Below are 17,359 nucleotides of genomic sequence, written 5' to 3'. Positions count from 1 at the left end.
GCGATCAGCTGAAGCGCTGTGTCGCGGCGCCCGTGCACGGCTGGAGCCGCAACGGCTCCCGTGCGGCCGCATGCGTCACACACAGCCCCTGCGCCTCGGCGGGACGCAGGGTTCCCGCGGTGCTGACGAAGCGCTGGTTCGCCGCGCCCGAGCAGTCCCACAGGACCAGAGCCGCTCCCGGTGTGTACTGCGCTCGTGGCACGTCCACGCATCTGTCCTGCGTCAGTTCCGTGAGCAGCGAGCCACGTGCCCCGTCGAACCACCAGCCCTGGTTGCGGCCGCCGTGGCAGTCCCAGCCGACAACACCCGAGCCGTTGCGGGTGACCGCGCCCGACACGTCCCCGCAGGACCCGGTGCCCTCGTTCTTCAGGGGCTTGAAGGCCTCGTCCCAGGCCCCCGCGTACAGGGCCGGATTCTGCCCCGATGCCGCCGGTGCGCAACTCGCCTCACGCAGACCCGAGTTGTAGAGCTGGGTCAGACAGGAGGCGAAGGCCGCATGGCCGCGCGCGTTGGGGTGGAAGGACTGGCGCACGGAGTTGGAGTCCGGCGGGAACGGCAGGCTGAGGTCGATGTAGAGGCCCCGCGCCCAGGGCTCCTGCATACAGACCTCGTGGCCGTGGAAGAGCCGGGAGTTGTCGAGATAGACGGCTCCGGTGGAGCGCGCCACCTGGCGCATACCGCGCTCGAATGCCGGGACAGCGGTGTTGCGGCCCCACACGGTGTCGGAGTCGTAACCCATCCCCCCGCACAGCAGCTTGCCCGGGAACTGCGGGTTGTCGCGGAAGTCCGGGCCGATCGGGCTCGGGTAGCCCATCACGACCAGCCGGTAGTCGCCGTCGGCGTACCCGGCGTCGCGCATCACCGTGCGCAGGTCGCGCACCGTCTGCTCGACCTTCGGGACGAGACCGTCGACCCGTGCCTGCCAGCCTGGCGCGTACTTCGGCTCGCAGGGTCCCTGGAACGTCACGAAGCGGACCACGCAGTCGGTCATCACCGGACCGAACTGCAGGTCGTCGTTGGCCCCGGCGACCAACAGGACCATCTTGATGCGGGTGTTGCGCGCCTTGACGGCCAGGTTGTCGCTCTGGACCAGTTCGTCGGCGTGCTGCTTCGAGCCGCCGATCCGGATGTTTCCGGTGCCCGCTCCGGAGCAGGCGACGTTGTACGTGACGTCCGCGGCGATGCCCGTGCGGTGGATGGCGGCCTCGGGCGAGCGATGGCACCAGTTGTCGGGGCCGTTGGTTCCCGGCTCGTAGGTGCCGACGCCCTCCCCGGAGATCTCGCTGTCACCCAGCGAGATCAGGCCGGTCCTGCGCTCGTCGAACGGGCGCTCCGCGGGGGTGCCGTACAGCTTGACGGCCTCGGCCGCCCGGATGGCCTCCAGCTCGGGCGGAAGGGGTACGGATGCGGTGGTGCGGGTCTGGCCGGCGGTGGCCGCGGGTGCGGTGACCGCCAGTCCGCCGAGCCCGGCCGCCAGCGCGGCGGTGACCGCGACGGTACGACGGAGTCTGTGCGTGGTGCTGCGCGGGCAGGGGGATCTTCCCCCGAACAGATGCAGCATTGCGCCTCCCCGGTATGTGGTTGCTCCGGGTATTTACTGGCAGGTAGCGCAATGGGGAATAGGCAGAACAAGACAAGTGCTCAAGTTTTTCGGGGGTTCGGGACCCGGACGGCAGAGCCAGGAGGTAGGACACCGATGTCCGACGCGAGCGAGTACCGCATCGAGCACGACTCCATGGGTGAGGTGCGGGTGCCCGCACACGCCAAGTGGCGGGCCCAGACCCAGCGCGCGGTGGAGAACTTCCCCGTGTCGGGCCAGCGGCTCGAACGGTCGCACATCGAGGCCCTGGCGCACATCAAGGCGGCCGCCGCGCGGGTCAACGCCGAACTCGGCGTCCTGGACAAGGACATGGCGCAAGCCATCGCCAAGGCCGCGGCCGAGGTGGCGGAAGGCCGCTGGGACGAGCACTTCCCGGTCGACGTCTTCCAGACAGGTTCCGGGACGTCGTCCAACATGAACACCAACGAGGTCCTCGCCACCCTGGCCACCGAGCGCCTCGGCCGGCCGGTGCACCCCAACGACCATGTGAACGCCTCGCAGTCGTCCAACGACGTCTTCCCGTCCTCCATCCACATCGCCGCCACCGCCGCCGTGACCCGGGACCTGATCCCGGCCCTGGAGCACCTGGCGGAGGCGCTGGAGCGCAAGTCGGCCGAGTTCGCGGACGTGGTCAAGTCCGGGCGTACGCACCTGATGGACGCCACACCCGTGACCCTCGGCCAGGAGTTCGGCGGCTATGCCGCACAGATCCGGTACGGCGTGGAGCGGCTGCAGTCGTCCCTGCCCCGGCTCGCCGAACTCCCCCTCGGCGGTACGGCGGTGGGCACCGGCATCAACACCCCGCCCGGCTTCCCGGCCGCCGTCATCGCCGAGGTGGCCCGTGCCACCGGACTGCCGCTGACCGAGGCCCGCGACCACTTCGAGGCGCAGGGAGCGCGCGACGGCCTGGTGGAGACCTCCGGGCAGTTGCGCACCATCGCCGTCTCGCTCACCAAGATCTCGAACGATCTGCGCTGGATGGCGAGCGGCCCCCGCACGGGTCTGGCCGAGATCAGCCTGCCCGACCTCCAGCCCGGCTCCTCGATCATGCCGGGCAAGGTCAACCCGGTGATCCCGGAGGCCGTCCTGATGGTGGCCGCCCAGGTCACCGGCAACGACACCACGGTCGCCGTGGCCGGCGCCGCGGGGAACTTCGAGCTGAACGTGATGCTCCCGGTGATCGCCAAGAACCTCCTGGAGTCGGTCCGGCTGCTCGGCAACGCCGCCCGGCTGCTCGCGGACCGCACGGTCGACGGCGTCACCGCGAACGTCGAGCGCGCCCGTGAGTACGCCGAGTCCTCGCCCTCCGTGGTCACTCCGCTCAACAAGTACATCGGCTACGAGGAGGCCGCGAAGGTCGCCAAGAAGTCGCTCGCGCAGCGGAAGACGATCCGTGAGGTCGTGCTCGAATCCGGCTATGTGGAGCGTGGAGCGCTGACCCTGGAGCAGCTCGACGAGGCCCTTGACGTGCTGCGGATGACCCGGCCCTGACGCCGGCCCGCCACACGCCCGCCACCCGGGTCGCGGCGTCGCGCGGGCGGTACTCCTAAGATCTCCTCATGAAAGGCTCGGAACGCATCGAACGCTGGACGCCCGGGGACCACATCCTCTGGCGCTATCGCGGCCATGCCCCGGATCTCTCGGGTCAGGGCGTCCACATCTGCCGCCCGGTGACCGTCGTGCAGGACACCGACGAGGCGCTCGCGGTGTGGCTCGCGCCGGGGACGGAGTGCGTGAAGCCGGTGCTCGCGAACGGCACTCCCGTCCACGAGGAGCCGCTCGCCACCCGCTACACGGCTCCCCGCACGGTCACCCGCGGCCACTGGTTCGGCACCGGAGTGCTGAAACTGGCCAGACCCGGCGAACCGTGGTCGGTCTGGCTGTTCTGGGAGCCGGGGTGGCAGTTCAAGAACTGGTACGTGAACCTCGAGGAACCCCGCACCCGCTGGTCGGGCGGCATCGACTCGGAGGATCACTTTCTGGACATCTCGGTCGATCCCGACCGGAGTTGGCGCTGGCACGACGAGGACGAGTTCGACCAGGCGCAGCGGGTGGGCCTGATCGGCCCGGAGAAGGCCGAGCGGGTGCGCCTCGCGGGCGAGGAGGCCGTCCGGGCCGTACGGGCCTGGGGAGCGCCGTTCTCCGACGGCTGGGAGCACTGGCGCCCCGATCCCGCCTGGCGGGTGCCGGAGCTGCCCGCCGACTGGGCCCGCGCGGCCGTGCAGCTGACGTCCTGAGCAGGGCCGCGGTCGCAGGTGCGATGTGACTGACTCCCGTCCAGGAACACGCTCCGGCGCATACGACCTCGTGAGACTCTTGATGCGCCCCCTGGGGGCAAACGTAGGATCGTCGTCCGCAAGGCTGCGCCGTTACCGCAACTATTGAGCGCAGCACATGACCTGACCGTAAGTCATCTCGGAATCATCACCAGGGGGTGGAGCTGTGCCGGATGCCTGCCACCCTGTCGCCCCCACCCGCAGAGCGGGTATACCGCCTCAAGAGGCGAATGCATCGCACCACCGGCCCGGACGGACGGAAGCCCACGCGTGACGGAGCAGCCCACCTCCCACGAAGGCCGGCAGCCCTTGGCTGCCCGGTCGCAGGAACGCACCCGGCCGCGGGCGGAGGCGACCGGCCCGTCGGCCGTTCCCTCGCCGAGCGGCCCGCCGCAGGACCTGGCGGGCACGGCCCGGCGCGAGGGTGACCGGCTGCGTTTCGTGGGAGCAGCGACCCGGCGGATCGCACGGGGCATCGACCTCGACGAGATCGTCCTCGGGCTGTGCCGGGCGACCGTGCCGACGTTCTCGGACGCGATCCTGGTCTATCTGCGGGACCCGCTGCCGGTCGGCGACGAGCGTCCGATCTCGCCGTTCGTGTTGCGGCTGCGCCGTACGGACCGGCTGCGTTTAGCAGAAGAGGACGCCGATCTGGGCAGTTCGGGGCCCATCCCCGTGATCGACCCGCACAACGACCTCACGCCGGCCGCCGAGCTGTGCGAGGTCCGTTCCGGCGGGGCGCTGTCCGAGGTGCTGCGCGGTGTGCGGCCCGTGTTCGGCGACTCCGCGGCGGCGAGGGCCGCCCTGCCCGAGCTGCTCGGCGCGGACCGGACCGTGCCGAACGGCCATCGAGCGATACTCGCCCCGCTCCGCGGGCGGCGGCGGGTGATCGGTGCTGCCGTCTTCCTGCGCCGGCCGGACCGGCCCGCCTTCGAGCCGAACGATCTCCTGGTCGCCGCCCAGCTCGCGACGCACACGGCGCTCGGCATCGACAAGGCCGTGCTGTACGGGCGTGAGGCGTACATCGCCGACGAGCTCCAGCGCACGATGCTGCCGGACTCGCTGCCCCAGCCGACCGGTGTCCGGCTCGCCTCGCGGTATCTGCCTGCGGCCGAGACGGCCCGCGTCGGCGGTGACTGGTACGACGCGATCCCGCTGCCGGGCAGCCGGGTGGCGCTCGTCGTGGGCGATGTCATGGGCCACTCGATGACCTCGGCCGCGATCATGGGACAGCTGCGCACCACGGCACAGACACTGGCAGGGCTCGATCTGCCGCCGCAGGAAGTGCTGCACCATCTCGACGAGCAGGCCCAGCGGCTCGGCACCGACCGCATGGCGACCTGCATGTACGCGGTGTACGACCCGGTCTCGCACCGCATCACCATCGCGAACGCGGGCCACCCGCCGCCCATCCTGCTGCATCTGGGCGGGCGGGCCGAGGTGCTGCGCGTACCGCCGGGGGCGCCGATCGGCGTCGGCGGGGTCGACTTCGAGGCCGTGGAGCTGGATGCCCCGGCCGGAGCAACGCTGCTGCTGTACACGGACGGCCTGGTCGAGTCCCGGCTGCGGGACGTGTGGACGGGGATCGAGCAGCTGCGGGAGCGGCTGGCCGCCACCGCCCAGCTGACCGGACCGGACCACTCGCCGCCGCTGGAGGCGCTCTGCGACGACGTGCTGGACATGCTCGGCCCCGGCGACCGGGACGACGACATCGCGCTGCTCGCGGCCCGTTTCGACGGGATCGCGCCGAGTGACGTCGCCTACTGGTTCCTGGAGCCGGAGGACGCGGCACCGAGCCGGGCCCGCCGTCTCGCCCGCCGGGCCCTGGCCCGCTGGGGTCTGGAGGAGCTGAGCGACTCGGTGGAGCTGCTGGTCAGCGAGGTCGTGACCAATGCCGTGCGGTACGCGGAGCGGCCGGTGACCCTGCGGCTGCTGCGGACGGACGTCCTGCGGTGCGAGGTCGGGGACGACTCCCCGCAGCTGCCACGACAGCGCCGGGCGCGGGACACGGACGAGGGCGGACGAGGGCTGTTCCTGGTGAACCGGCTGGCCAGGCGGTGGGGAGCGACCCGGCTGTCGACCGGCAAGGTCGTCTGGTTCGAGCTGCCCACTCGTACGTAGGCCAAATCTGGACCCTGTCCAAATGTTGCCGACATCGCATCTGCGGAGTTAAGTGGGGCACACGGCCGAAGCGACCACATTCCTCAATGAATGGGAGGACGCTCGTGACCGAGTCATCCCCCGCGACTCCGTACACGACCAACAACGTCGGCATCCCCGTGGAGAGCGACGAGCACTCGCTCACCGTCGGGGCCGACGGCCCGATCCTGCTCCAGGACCACTACCTCATCGAGAAAATGGCCCAGTTCAACCGTGAACGGGTGCCGGAGCGAGTGGTCCACGCGAAGGGATCGGGGGCGTACGGCTTCTTCGAAGTCACCAATGACGTCAGCCAGTTCACCAGGGCGGACATGTTCCAGCCGGGCAAGCGCACCGACATGCTGGCCCGCTTCTCGACCGTCGCCGGTGAACAGGGCTCGCCCGACACCTGGCGCGACCCCCGCGGCTTCGCGCTGAAGTTCTACACCGAGCACGGCAACTACGACCTGGTCGGCAACAACACGCCGGTCTTCTTCGTACGCGACACGATCAAGTTCCAGGACTTCATCCGGTCCCAGAAGCGCCATCCGGCCACCGGGCTGCGCAACAACGACATGCAGTGGGACTTCTGGACCCTCTCCCCCGAGTCCGCGCACCAGGTGACCTGGCTGATGGGCGACCGGGGCGTGCCCAAGACCTACCGGCACATGAACGGCTACGGCTCGCACACCTTCATGTGGATCAACGCCGGTGGCGAGCGGTTCTGGGTGAAGTACCACTTCAAGACCGATCAGGGCATCGACTTCCTGACCCAGGCCGAGGCCGACGAGCTGGCCGGGTCGGACGCGGACAAGCACCGCCGCGATCTGTACGAGTCGATCAAGGCGGGCGACGCGCCCTCGTGGAGCCTGAAGGTGCAGGTCATGCCCTTCGACGACGCTCCCGACTACCGCTTCAACCCCTTCGACCTGACCAAGGTGTGGCCGCACGGCGACTACCCCCTGATCGACGTCGGACGGATGACGCTGAACCAGAACCCCGACGACTACTTCATCCACATCGAGCAGGCTGCCTTCGAGCCGTCCAACATGGTGCCGGGCATCGGCCCGTCGCCGGACAAGATGCTGCTCGGCCGGCTGTTCTCCTACCCGGACACGCACCGGTACCGGATCGGCCCGAACTACGCGCAGCTGCCGCCCAACCGTCCGCACTCCGGCGTGAACTCCTACGCCAAGGACGGGCCGATGCGGTATGTGCCGTCGAACGCGGCCATGCCGTACGCGCCGAACTCGTACGGCGGTCCCGCGGCCGACTACCAGCGCTTCGGCGACCCCGCCGGCTGGGCCACCGCGGGCGAGATGGTGCGCGAGGCGTACAAGCCGCACCGTGAGGACGACGACTTCGGCCAGGCGGGCACGATGGTCCGCGAGGTGCTCGACGACGCCGCCCGCGAGCGGCTGGCGTCGAACGTCAGCGGGCATCTGCTCGGCGGTGTCACCAAGCCGGTCCAGCAGCGAGCGCTGCAGTACTGGCGCAACATCGACAAGAATCTCGGCGACCGCATCGCCAACCAGGTGAACGGCGGCTGATCGCCTTCAGGGCTGATCCCCTGCACGACAGTGCCCGCGGTACCCGGCATCCGGGTCCGCGGGCACAGTGCCGCTGTCAGGGCCTGAGGTTGAGGCCCGGCTCGTCCGGGTCGCCCGGATCGCCGTCACCCGGGTCGGGCGGCGGGGTGAAGCTCGGCGGACCGGACGGTGATTTGGTCGGGGTCGGCGTCGGGTCCCCCGTCGGCGGCTCGGTCTCCGACTCCGTCGGGGTCGGGGTCGGCGAGTCGTCCGGCTTGTCCGTCTCGGACTCCGTGGGCGAGGGAGTCGGCGTGGGCGTCGGTGTCGGGGTGGGCTCGGCCGTCGCCGACTCGTCGACGTCGAGGTCGAACCGGGCGTCCGAACCGCCGCCGAGCGCGCCGGTCGTGTACGCCTTCCAGATCTTGGCCGGGACGCCACCGCCGTTGGCACGTCCCTCGTTGACGGTGTTGGTGAGGGTGACCTGGCCGGTGCCGTCGGACTGCTCGCCGAACAGGCCGACGGCGGTGACGATCTCGGGGGTGTAGCCCACGAACCACGCCGAGCGGTTGTTCTCCGAGGTGCCGGTCTTGCCGGCGGCCTGGTATTCGCCGGCCGCGTTCACACCCGAGCCGCTGCGGACGACGCCCGTCATGGCGGCGGTGACGGTGTCCGCGGCCTCCCGGCTGATGACCTGGCCGCCGACCGGATCGACCTTGCGCTCGGCCTCGCGGCCCTCGCGCTCGGCCGACTTCACGATCGTCGGCGTGATCTTCTTGCCGTGGGCGTCGAGGCTGGCGTACACCGCGGCCATGTCCCAGGTGGAGGCGCCCATCGTGCCGAGCGACATCGCCGGCTGCTCGGGCCAGCCGTCGCCGTCCGTCATGCCGAGGTCGAGCGCGGTCTTCTTCACCTCGGGCGGGCCGACGTCGACGATCATCTGCGCGAAGACGGAGTTGACCGAACTGTTGGTGGCGCGCTGGACGCTGACCGGGCCGTAGTCCTTGTCGTCCTCGTTCTCCGGCGCGAAGGCGACGTCGCTGCCCTCGACCGAACGCTTGCTGGTGCCGTCGTACCGGGTCTGGAGGCCGATCGGGCGGCCGTCCTGGGTCTTCGAACCGTTCTCCAGGGCCGAGGCGAGGACGACCGGCTTGAAGGTCGACGCCGGCTGGTAGTCGCGGCGCGTGGCGTTGGAGAGCCAGTGCTCGGTGGCTCCGACACCGCCGTAGAGCGCGAGGACGTTGCCGGTCTTCGGGTCGACGGAGGTGGCGCCCGCCTGGACGGTGGCGTCGGCCTTGTCGCCCTTGCGGTCGAGCTTGGCCTCCAGCTGCTTGGCGACCGCCTTCTCCAGGGCCTGCTGGCGCTTGCGGTCGATGTTGAGCGTGATCGTCCAGCCGCCGGCCTTGATCTCCTCCTCGGAGATGCCCATGCGCTCCATCTCGGCCTCGGCCGCGTCCACGAGGTATCCGGTCTGGCCCACCTCCAGGCCGGGAGCGGCCTTGGGGGGCTTGGGCACGGGGAACTTCAGGCCCTGGCGGACCGGGCTCTCCAGCCAGCCCTCCTCGACCATGTTGTTCAGCACGTAGTTCCAGCGCTGGGTGACCAGCTTCTTGCCGGTGTCCGACGCGATCGCCCAGTCGTACTGGTTCGGGGCCTGGAGCAGGGCGGCGAGGTACGCGCCCTGGGCGACGGTCAGCTTCGAGGCGTCGACACCGTAGTAGGCCTGGGCGGCGGCCTGGATGCCGTAGGCGTTGCGGCCGTAGTAGCTGGTGTTGATGTACCCGGCGAGGATCTCGTGCTTGTCCTTCTTCTGGTCCACCTTGAGGGAGATCACCAGCTCCTTGAGCTTGCGGGTGACCGTCTGTTCCTGGCTCAGGTAGTAGTTCTTGACGTACTGCTGCGTGATGGTCGAGCCACCCTGCTTGCCCTTGCCCCTCAGGGTGTTGAGCACACCGCGGGTGGTGCCCTTGAAGTCGATGCCGGAGTCCTTGAAGAACGTCTTGTTCTCCGCGGCGACGAAGGTGTACTGGACACCCTTGGGGATCTTCTCCAGAGGCACGATCTCGCGGTTGATCTTGCCGGTACGGGTGAGGACCTTGCCGTCGCTGTACTTGTAGACGTTGCTCTGCATCTCGGCCTGGGCGTTGGCCGAGGGCACGGGGACGAGCAGATAGATGATGAAGAACGCGCCCATGACGAGCAGGCAGAAGCCGAGGAAGGTGCCCAGCAGCTTCCTCCAGGTGAAGAAGCGCCGTATGCCCGTCCGCTCGGCTCTGTTCGCCCGGCGCGCTCCGCGCTGCCGGGCCTGTCGCGCTTCCGCTCGGCCCATCGCTCGTCCGCTCCGCTCTTCGGTCTCTGTCCGTCGTCGCCCTGGTGCTGGTGGTGGGTGGTGCTTTCCGGGCTCCGACCCGGAAGCAGCTCAGAAAGCTAACACCGGTCACCCAGACAAACGGCTACCGATCCGGTCTTTTCCGGACGTGACAATCAGCACCCCGTCTCATGGAACCGACTCACGAGGGGTGCGGAGGGTTGCGGCAGACGATAAAGTGTTATCACTTTGCTAGCTGGTCGAGCCGCCTCCAACAGGGCTGCCCGGCCCGGGAAACGGGGAGCGCACATGTCTGCTGCCGGATCGACAACACCCGACGACGTACCCGAGATGCCGGCCCCACAGGTCCGGGAAGTCCCTGCTCACAGCATCGGCGGCGGTCTTGCCCTGCTCCTCGGCCTGCTCGGGCTCGCGGCCGGGGTCGTGCTCGTGATCGCCGGCTCCGCGTCCGGCTCGACCGGGCTGAAGGTGGCTCTCATCACGATCGGCATCGCCGTGGCGATCGCCGCCTTCTTCGCGATGTGCGGGCTCAACATGGTGGCGCCGGGCGAGGCGCGGGTCGTCCAGCTCTTCGGGCGCTACCGCGGCACGATCCGCACCGACGGGCTGCGCTGGGTCAATCCGCTCACCTCGCGGACCAAGATCTCGACTCGCGTACGGAACCACGAGACCGCGGTCCTGAAGGTCAACGACGCCTACGGCAACCCCATCGAGCTGGCGGCCGTGGTGGTCTGGAAGGTGGAGGACACCGCCCAGGCCATGTTCGAGGTGGACGACTTCCTGGAGTTCGTCTCCACCCAGACGGAAGCGGCCGTGCGGCACATCGCGATCGAGTACCCCTACGACGCGCACGACGAGGAGGACCTGTCGCTGCGCGGCAACGCGGAGGAGATCACCGAGAAGCTGGCGGTGGAGCTGCGCGCCCGGGTGGACGCGGCGGGTGTGCACATCATCGAGTCCCGCTTCACGCATCTCGCCTACGCGCCCGAGATCGCGTCCGCGATGCTCCAGCGCCAGCAGGCGGGTGCGGTGGTCGCCGCGCGGCGGCAGATCGTGGACGGGGCGGTCGGCATGGTCGAGGCGGCGCTGGCCCGGCTGACCGAGCAGGAGATCGTGGAGCTGGACCAGGAGCGCAAGGCGGCCATGGTGTCGAACCTGATGGTGGTGCTGTGCGGTGACCGGTCGGTGCAGCCGGTCCTCAACACGGGCACGCTCTACCAGTGACGCCCCCGCCCGAGCGGAAGCAGGTGCTGCTGCGGCTGGACCCGGCGGTGTACGAGGCACTCGCCCGGTGGGCGTCCGACGAACTGCGCAGCGCCAACGCGCAGATCGAGTTCCTGCTGCGCAGGGCACTGTCGGACGCGGGCCGACTGCCGTCCGCGGCCCGCCCGATCCCGAAGAGAGGCCGCCCGCCGGCCACCCGGCGGGAGGAGCAGCAGGAGTAGGGACGGGGACAGCGGACCCGCGCGAGACTGCGCGGGTCCGCTGTGCCGTGGCACCGAGAGCGGGTCACCTGCCGCGTGCCGGGCGCGAGGACCGTTCCCCCACAGGTCCCCCACATGGCTCTACACCCCGGGTATACACACCATGTATACGCGGTGTGTAGAGTGCTCCGCATGTCCATCGGTCACACCCTCCTCGGACTCCTCGAGTCCGGCCCGCGCCACGGCTACGACCTCAAGCGCGCCTTCGACGAAAAGTTCGGCCACGACAGGCCCCTGCACTACGGACAGGTCTACTCGACCATGTCCCGGCTCCTCAAGAACGGGCTCGTCGAGGTCGACGGGGTGGAGGCGGGCGGCGGGCCCGAGCGCAAGCGCTACGCCATCACCGACGCCGGGATCACCGACGTATCGCAGTGGCTCACCGAGCCGGAGAAGCCGGAGCCGTACCTCCAGTCGACCCTGTACACCAAGGTCGTCCTCGCCCTGCTCACCGGCCGCAGCGCGGCCGATCTGCTCGACCGGCAGCGTGCCGAGCATCTGCGGCTCATGCGCATCCTCACCGACCGCAAGCGCCGCGGCGACCTCGCCGACCAGCTCATCTGCGATCACGCCCTCTTCCACCTCGAAGCCGATCTGCGCTGGCTCGAACTGACCGCCGCCCGGCTCGGGCAGCTCGCGAAGGAGGTCGGCGCATGACCCCGGCCGGCTCCCTGCTCGTGGCCGAGGACCTGCACAAGGCGTACGGCTCGACCCCGGCCCTCGTCGGGGCCTCGTTCTCCATCCACCCCGGTGAGGTCGTCGCCGTGATGGGTCCCTCCGGCTCCGGCAAGTCGACGCTGCTGCACTGTCTGGCCGGGATCGTTCCGCCCGACGCGGGCACCATCGGCTACGGCGGGCGCGACCTCACCGCGATGTCGGACGCGGAGCGCAGCACGCTGCGGCGTACCGAGTTCGGCTTCGTGTTCCAGTTCGGCCAGCTCGTACCGGAGTTGACCTGTCTGGAGAACGTGGCCCTGCCCCTGCGGCTCAGCGGCACCCGGCGCAAGGCCGCGGAGCGCGCCGCCGCGGAGTGGATGGAGCGCCTGGAGATCACCGATGTGAGCGGCAAGCGGCCCGGTGAGGTGTCGGGCGGACAGGGCCAGCGGGTCGCCGTGGCCCGTGCCCTGGTCACGTCGCCACGCGTGCTGTTCGCCGACGAGCCGACCGGCGCGCTGGACTCGCTGAACGGCGAGCGGGTGATGCAGCTGCTGACCGACGCGGCCCGCGAGTCGAGCACGGCGGTCGTCCTGGTGACCCACGAGGCCCGCGTCGCCGCCTACTCCGACCGCGAGGTCGTCGTCCGCGACGGCACGGTCCGCGACATGGCGGGCGTCTGATGAACCTCGGCTCCACCTGGATACGGGACCTGACGCTGGGTCTCCGGTTCGCCGTCACCGGCGGGCGGCCCGGCTGGGCCCGTACCGCCCTCACCGCGCTGGGCGTCGGACTCGGCGTCGCCATGCTGCTGTTCGCCGCGTCCGTGCCGGGCCTTCTGCAGACGCGCGACGACCGCGCGGCCGCCCGCGAGGTGAGCCTCGACGAGGCGAAGCGGTCCGACAGCTCCTTCCTCTTCAACCGGACCAGCACGCTGTACCGCGGTGACACCGTCAAGGGCCTCGTGATCCGGCCCGACGGCAACGACGCCCCCGCGCCTGTGGGCCTGGCGCAGGTGCCGGCTCCCGGCGAGATGGCCGTCTCCCCCGCGCTGGCCGAACTGCTCGACTCTCCCCGCGGCTCCCTGCTGAAGGACCGCTTGCCGTACAAGGTCGGAGCGACCATCGGCAAGGAGGGCCTGACCGGGCGGGCCGAGCTGCTCTACTACGCCGGCAGTCCCGTCGGCCTGGAGACCGGCGCCGAGGGCCGGGCGGACCACTACGGCGACGCGAGATCCTTCGATCCGCTGAACGCGGTGCTGCTGCTGATCGTCGTGATGATCTGCGTCGCCCTGATCCTGCCCGTCGCCGTGTTCATCGCCACCGCCGTGCGCTTCGGCGGGGAGCAGCGTGACCGCCGGCTGGCCGCTCTGCGCCTGGTGGGTGCGGATCAGGCGATGACCCGGCGCATCGCGGCGGGCGAGTCACTGGGCGGCACACTGCTGGGCCTCGCCACCGGCGCCGCGCTCTTCGCCTGGGTGCGGCAGCTCGCCGGTTCGGTGACCGTCTGGGACGTCAACGCCTTCCCCTCCGACATCGTCCCGAGCCTCTGGCTGACCGTGCTGATCCTCATCGCCGTGCCCGCGTCGGCGATCGGTGTCACCCTCTCCGCGCTGCGCCGGGTGTCCATCGAGCCGCTCGGCGTGGTCCGCGACGCGACTGGGCGGCGGCGCCGGCTGTGGTGGCGTGTGCTGCTCCCGGTCGTCGGTGTCGCGCTGCTGCTGCCCCAGTCGGGGAGCATCGGCATGGAGGAGACCGGCATCGCCACGTACCAGATCGCCGCCGGCGCCATGCTGGTGCTGATCGGCACCACCTCGCTGCTCCCATGGCTGGTGGAGGCGGTCGTCGGCCGGCTCCGTGGCGGCCCGGTGGCCTGGCAACTGGCCGTGCGCAGGCTCCAGTTGAGCAGCGGTACGGCGGCCCGCGCGGTGAGTGGGATCGTCGTCGCGGCGGCGGGGGCCATCGCGCTCCAGATGCTGCTGACCGCCGTGCAGAACGACTTCATGCGGCCGACCGGGATGGACTCGGCCCGGGCCCAGCTCGAGACGCGGGTGCCGGCCGGGAACGGCACCCTGGCACGCGACATGATCGACGAGTACGCGCGGACCAAGGGCGTCCTCGGCGTGGTCGGGTTCATCGAGGCCGGCGTCGAGCGGCCGGGCCCGCAGCGTGCGGGTGAGGACTGGATCCCCACCACCCAGCTCACCGTCGGCGACTGCCCCTCCCTGAAGGAGCTGGCGAAGATCTCCTCGTGCCGGGACGGCGACGTCTTCATCGTCCGCACGCCCAAGGGTCAGGGGCCGCCGGACGACTACCTCGCCAAGACGGCTCGGGCGGGCGCCGAGGTCAATCTCCACCCGGAGCAGTGGAGCGAGGGGAAGACCACACGCCCCGCGCCCGCCTTGTGGCGGGTACCGAAGTCGGCCCGCACGGTGGACTCCCGCCCCGATCCGATGGGGGACCTGGCCTTCGGCATCATGGCCACACCCTCGGCCATCGACGTCAAGGCGCTGATGTCTCCCGAGGCCAGGACGATGATCAAGCTCGATCCGGCGGTTCCTGACGCGGCCGAGTACGCCCGCAACACGGCCGCCGCCATCGACCCGCTGACCTTCGTCAACACGCTGCAGAACTTCGAGCGCGACAGTCAGTACTCCAGCGTCCGCACCGGGCTGTTCGTCGGCGCGACCGCCACGATGCTGCTGATCGCCGCCTCCATGCTCGTCTCCACACTGGAGCAACTGCGAGACCGCAAGCGGCTGCTGTCGGTACTGGTCGCCTTCGGCACCCGGCGCGCCACGCTGAGCTGGTCGGTGCTGTGGCAGACGGCCGTGCCGATCGTGCTGGGCCTGGCCCTGGCGACCGGCGGCGGGGTGGGCCTCGGTCTGGTGCTGCTGCGGATGGTGAACAAGCAGGTCGAGGACTGGTGGGCGTTCCTGCCGGTCAACGCCGTCGGCGCCGTGTTGATCCTTCTGGTGACGCTCCTCAGCCTGCCCGTGCTGTGGCGCCTGATGCGCCCCGACGGGCTGCGTACGGAGTAGTCAGCCGAGAACCCGTACGGGCAGGGAGCGCATCGCGTCCCGCAGCGCCTGTGCGAACTCCGCGAACTCGCCCTGGCGTGCCGCTCCCGAGCGCATCGCCAGGGCGATGCGGCGTGCCGGGGCCGGGTCGGCGAACCAGCCCGTCTGGAGACCGCCGCGGCCGGTCTCCACGTCGACCGCCGTACGCGGCAACAGGGTCACCCCGAGACCGCCGGCGACGAGCTGCACGAGGGTGGAGAGCCCGGCGGCGGTGGTGGTCACCGGTGTGCCGTCCCTGCGGCCGGCCTCCCGGCAGATGTCGAGGGCCTGGTCGCGCAGACAGTGGCCCTCGTCGAGCAGCAGCAGCGGGAGTTCGCGCAGCGCCTCGCGCGGTATGTCCTGGCGGCCGCCGAGCCAGTGGTCCTCCGGGGTGACGAGGACGAAGTCCTCGTCGAACAGCGGGAGTTCCTCGATGCCGGGCACTTGGAGGGGGACCGCGAGCAGCAGCAGATCGAGCCGGCCCGCCGCCAGACCCTCCAGCAGCGAGGAGGTCTGCTCCTCGTGGACCTGGAGGTCCAGGGCGGGGTACGTGTCGTGCACCAGGCGCAGGACGTTGGGCAGCAGATAGGGCGCGACGGTGGGGATCACGCCGAGCCGGAGGACTCCGGTGAACGGCGCCCGTACCGCTTCGGCCTCCTCCATCAGCTCACCGACCGCGTCCAGCACCGCCCGGGTCCGGGCGGCGAGCCGCTCACCGGCGGACGACAACAGCACCTTGCGGGTCGTGCGTTCGACGAGCTGGACACCCAGTGCCTCCTCCAGCGCGGAGACGGCTCCGGAGAGTGCCGGCTGACTCATCCCGATTGATGCCGCCGCGTCCCGGAAGTGCAGATGCTCGGCCACGGCCGCGAAGGCACGCAGCTGTGCCAGGCTCGGCTGTTTGCCCCTGTTCATGCCACCCACTGATAACTCCCTCCGATCGCGGCGACCGAGTCTAGCTATTTCTTTGATCAATGCACTCTGTGCCAGGATCAAGATCCGTCCAACCCCCTGGAATGCCCCAAAAGGGAATTCCATGTTTTGCAAGGAGAGCGCGTGCTCACTGTTGGTGACCAGTTCCCCACGTACGAACTCACCTCCTGCGTCTCGCTGGAGACCGGCAAGGAGTTCGAGGTGATCAACCACAAGTCCTACGAGGGCAAGTGGAAGGTCGTCTTCGCGTGGCCCAAGGACTTCACCTTCGTCTGCCCCACCGAGATCGCCGCCTTCGGCAAGCTGAACGACGAGTTCGCCGACCGCGACGCTCAGATTCTCGGCTTCTCCGGTGACTCCGAGTTCGTCCACCACGCCTGGCGCAAGGACCACGCCGACCTGCGTGACCTGCCCTTCCCGATGATGGCGGACTCCAAGCACGAGCTGATGCGCGACCTCGGCATCGAGGGCGAGGACGGCTTCGCCCAGCGTGCCGTCTTCATCGTCGACCCGAACAACGAGATCCAGTTCACGATGGTGACCGCCGGCTCCGTCGGCCGTAACCCCAAGGAGGTCCTGCGGGTGCTCGACGCCCTGCAGACCGACGAGCTGTGCCCCTGCAACTGGAAGTCCGGCGACGAGACCCTCGACCCGGTCAAGCTGCTGGCCGGTGAGTGATCATGGCACTCGATGAACTCAAGTCCGCACTGCCGGACTACGCCAAGGACCTGAAGCTGAACCTCGGTTCGGTCATCGGCAACAGCGAGCTCCCGCAGCAGCAGCTGTGGGGCACCGTGCTGGCCTGCGCGATCGCCTCGCGCTCGCCGAAGGTGCTGCGCGAGCTGGAGCCGCAGGCCCGGGAGAACCTCTCCCCCGAGGCGTACACCGCCGCCAAGTCCGCCGCCGCCGTCATGGCGATGAACAACGTCTTCTACCGGACCCGGCACCTGCTGTCGGACCCGGAGTACGGGACGCTGCGCGCGGGCCTGCGGATGAACGTCATCGGCAACCCGGGTGTGGAGAAGGTCGACTTCGAGCTGTGGTCGCTCGCCGTCTCCGCCGTCAACGGCTGCGGCCAGTGCCTGGACTCGCACGAGCAGGTTCTGCGCAAGACGGGTGTGGACCGCGAGACGGTCCAGGAAGCCTTCAAGATCGCCGCGGTGATCCAGGCGGTCGGGACGACGCTGGACGCCGAGGCCGTCCTCGCCGAGTAGGCGCACAGGCGCGGGACAACGGACAGACGAGAAGGGCCTCTGCCGGCAACGGACCGGCGGGGGCCCTTCCTGTGTCATGACTCCGGTCTTGTGTGTCATGACTCCGGTTCTTGTGCGTCCTGGCTCGGGGGCTTCCCGGTGTCCGT

14 protein-coding genes are annotated in these 17,359 nt (G+C 69.9%); 11 read left to right on the top strand and 3 right to left on the bottom strand.

The window, feature by feature from the left end; translation table 11 throughout:
• Positions 1 to 4: 4 nt before the first annotated feature.
• Positions 5 to 1,561, bottom strand: coding sequence for a ricin-type beta-trefoil lectin domain protein (locus tag ACQPWZ_RS23465; protein ID WP_433572309.1), 1,557 nt, complete (start codon positions 1,559 to 1,561; stop codon positions 5 to 7).
• Positions 1,562 to 1,696: 135 nt separating this feature from the next.
• Between ACQPWZ_RS23465 and ACQPWZ_RS23460 the strand changes: the two genes are divergently transcribed.
• The 4 genes from ACQPWZ_RS23460 to ACQPWZ_RS23445 all read left to right on the top strand — a co-directional run bounded on the left by ACQPWZ_RS23460 (position 1,697) and on the right by ACQPWZ_RS23445 (position 7,565).
• Positions 1,697 to 3,091, top strand: coding sequence for a class II fumarate hydratase (locus ACQPWZ_RS23460; protein ID WP_433572308.1), 1,395 nt, complete (start codon positions 1,697 to 1,699; stop codon positions 3,089 to 3,091).
• Between the two features lie 68 nt (positions 3,092 to 3,159).
• Positions 3,160 to 3,837 carry a cytidylyl-2-hydroxypropylphosphonate hydrolase gene (gene fomD / locus ACQPWZ_RS23455; RefSeq protein WP_340475115.1) on the top strand — a complete coding sequence of 226 codons (678 nt, stop codon included), beginning with the start codon at positions 3,160 to 3,162 and terminating at the stop codon, positions 3,835 to 3,837.
• A 309-nt stretch (positions 3,838 to 4,146) separates the two neighbouring features.
• Positions 4,147 to 5,997: a SpoIIE family protein phosphatase gene (locus ACQPWZ_RS23450; RefSeq protein WP_313944353.1), complete on the top strand. Its 1,851-nt coding sequence runs from the start codon at positions 4,147 to 4,149 to the stop codon at positions 5,995 to 5,997.
• Positions 5,998 to 6,083: 86 nt separating this feature from the next.
• Positions 6,084 to 7,565, top strand: coding sequence for a catalase (locus ACQPWZ_RS23445; protein WP_383232121.1), 1,482 nt, complete (start codon positions 6,084 to 6,086; stop codon positions 7,563 to 7,565).
• Positions 7,566 to 7,641: 76 nt separating this feature from the next.
• On the opposite strand, the gene ACQPWZ_RS23440 is transcribed toward ACQPWZ_RS23445, so the two are convergent.
• Positions 7,642 to 9,870: a transglycosylase domain-containing protein gene (locus ACQPWZ_RS23440; protein WP_433572307.1), complete on the bottom strand. Its 2,229-nt coding sequence runs from the start codon at positions 9,868 to 9,870 to the stop codon at positions 7,642 to 7,644.
• Positions 9,871 to 10,158: 288 nt separating this feature from the next.
• On the opposite strand from ACQPWZ_RS23440, the gene ACQPWZ_RS23435 reads away from it, so the two are divergent.
• From ACQPWZ_RS23435 to ACQPWZ_RS23415, 5 genes are all read left to right on the top strand, one after another.
• Entirely contained in the window at positions 10,159 to 11,094 is a 936-nt protein-coding gene (locus tag ACQPWZ_RS23435; protein WP_340475111.1) for an SPFH domain-containing protein, read from the top strand.
• Positions 11,091 to 11,315: a hypothetical protein gene (locus ACQPWZ_RS23430; protein ID WP_356701511.1), complete on the top strand. Its 225-nt coding sequence runs from the start codon at positions 11,091 to 11,093 to the stop codon at positions 11,313 to 11,315. Before ACQPWZ_RS23435 ends, ACQPWZ_RS23430 begins: the two co-directional genes overlap by 4 nt.
• A 171-nt stretch (positions 11,316 to 11,486) precedes the next feature.
• Positions 11,487 to 12,011 carry a PadR family transcriptional regulator gene (locus ACQPWZ_RS23425; RefSeq protein ID WP_340475109.1) on the top strand — a complete coding sequence of 175 codons (525 nt, stop codon included), beginning with the start codon at positions 11,487 to 11,489 and terminating at the stop codon, positions 12,009 to 12,011.
• On the top strand, positions 12,008 to 12,691 hold the full coding sequence (locus tag ACQPWZ_RS23420) for an ABC transporter ATP-binding protein (RefSeq protein WP_340475108.1): 684 nt from the start codon (positions 12,008 to 12,010) through the stop codon (positions 12,689 to 12,691). Before ACQPWZ_RS23425 ends, ACQPWZ_RS23420 begins: the two co-directional genes overlap by 4 nt.
• On the top strand, positions 12,691 to 15,048 hold the full coding sequence (locus ACQPWZ_RS23415; RefSeq protein WP_433572306.1) for an FtsX-like permease family protein: 2,358 nt from the start codon (positions 12,691 to 12,693) through the stop codon (positions 15,046 to 15,048). The genes ACQPWZ_RS23420 and ACQPWZ_RS23415 overlap by 1 nt, the downstream gene beginning before the upstream one ends.
• Here ACQPWZ_RS23415 and ACQPWZ_RS23410 read toward each other — a convergent pair whose 3' ends face one another.
• On the bottom strand, positions 15,049 to 15,981 hold the full coding sequence (locus tag ACQPWZ_RS23410; RefSeq protein WP_340475106.1) for a LysR substrate-binding domain-containing protein: 933 nt from the start codon (positions 15,979 to 15,981) through the stop codon (positions 15,049 to 15,051).
• 141 nt (positions 15,982 to 16,122) lie between these two features.
• Between ACQPWZ_RS23410 and ACQPWZ_RS23405 the strand changes: the two genes are divergently transcribed.
• Both ACQPWZ_RS23405 and ACQPWZ_RS23400 read left to right on the top strand, forming a co-directional pair.
• The gene (locus ACQPWZ_RS23405; RefSeq protein WP_327680734.1) at positions 16,123 to 16,677 is read left to right on the top strand and encodes a peroxiredoxin; all 555 of its coding nucleotides are present in this window, start codon (positions 16,123 to 16,125) and stop codon (positions 16,675 to 16,677) included.
• A 2-nt stretch (positions 16,678 to 16,679) separates the two neighbouring features.
• The gene (locus ACQPWZ_RS23400) at positions 16,680 to 17,213 is read left to right on the top strand and encodes an alkyl hydroperoxide reductase (RefSeq protein ID WP_433572305.1); all 534 of its coding nucleotides are present in this window, start codon (positions 16,680 to 16,682) and stop codon (positions 17,211 to 17,213) included.
• Positions 17,214 to 17,359 lie beyond the last annotated feature (146 nt).

Source organism: Streptomyces sp. CA-251247 (genome assembly GCF_050952975.1).
GTDB classification, from domain to species: domain Bacteria; phylum Actinomycetota; class Actinomycetes; order Streptomycetales; family Streptomycetaceae; genus Streptomyces; species Streptomyces achmelvichensis.
Note: the sequence above shows the minus strand (reverse complement) of the source record. Positions and strands in the feature narration are given on the sequence as shown.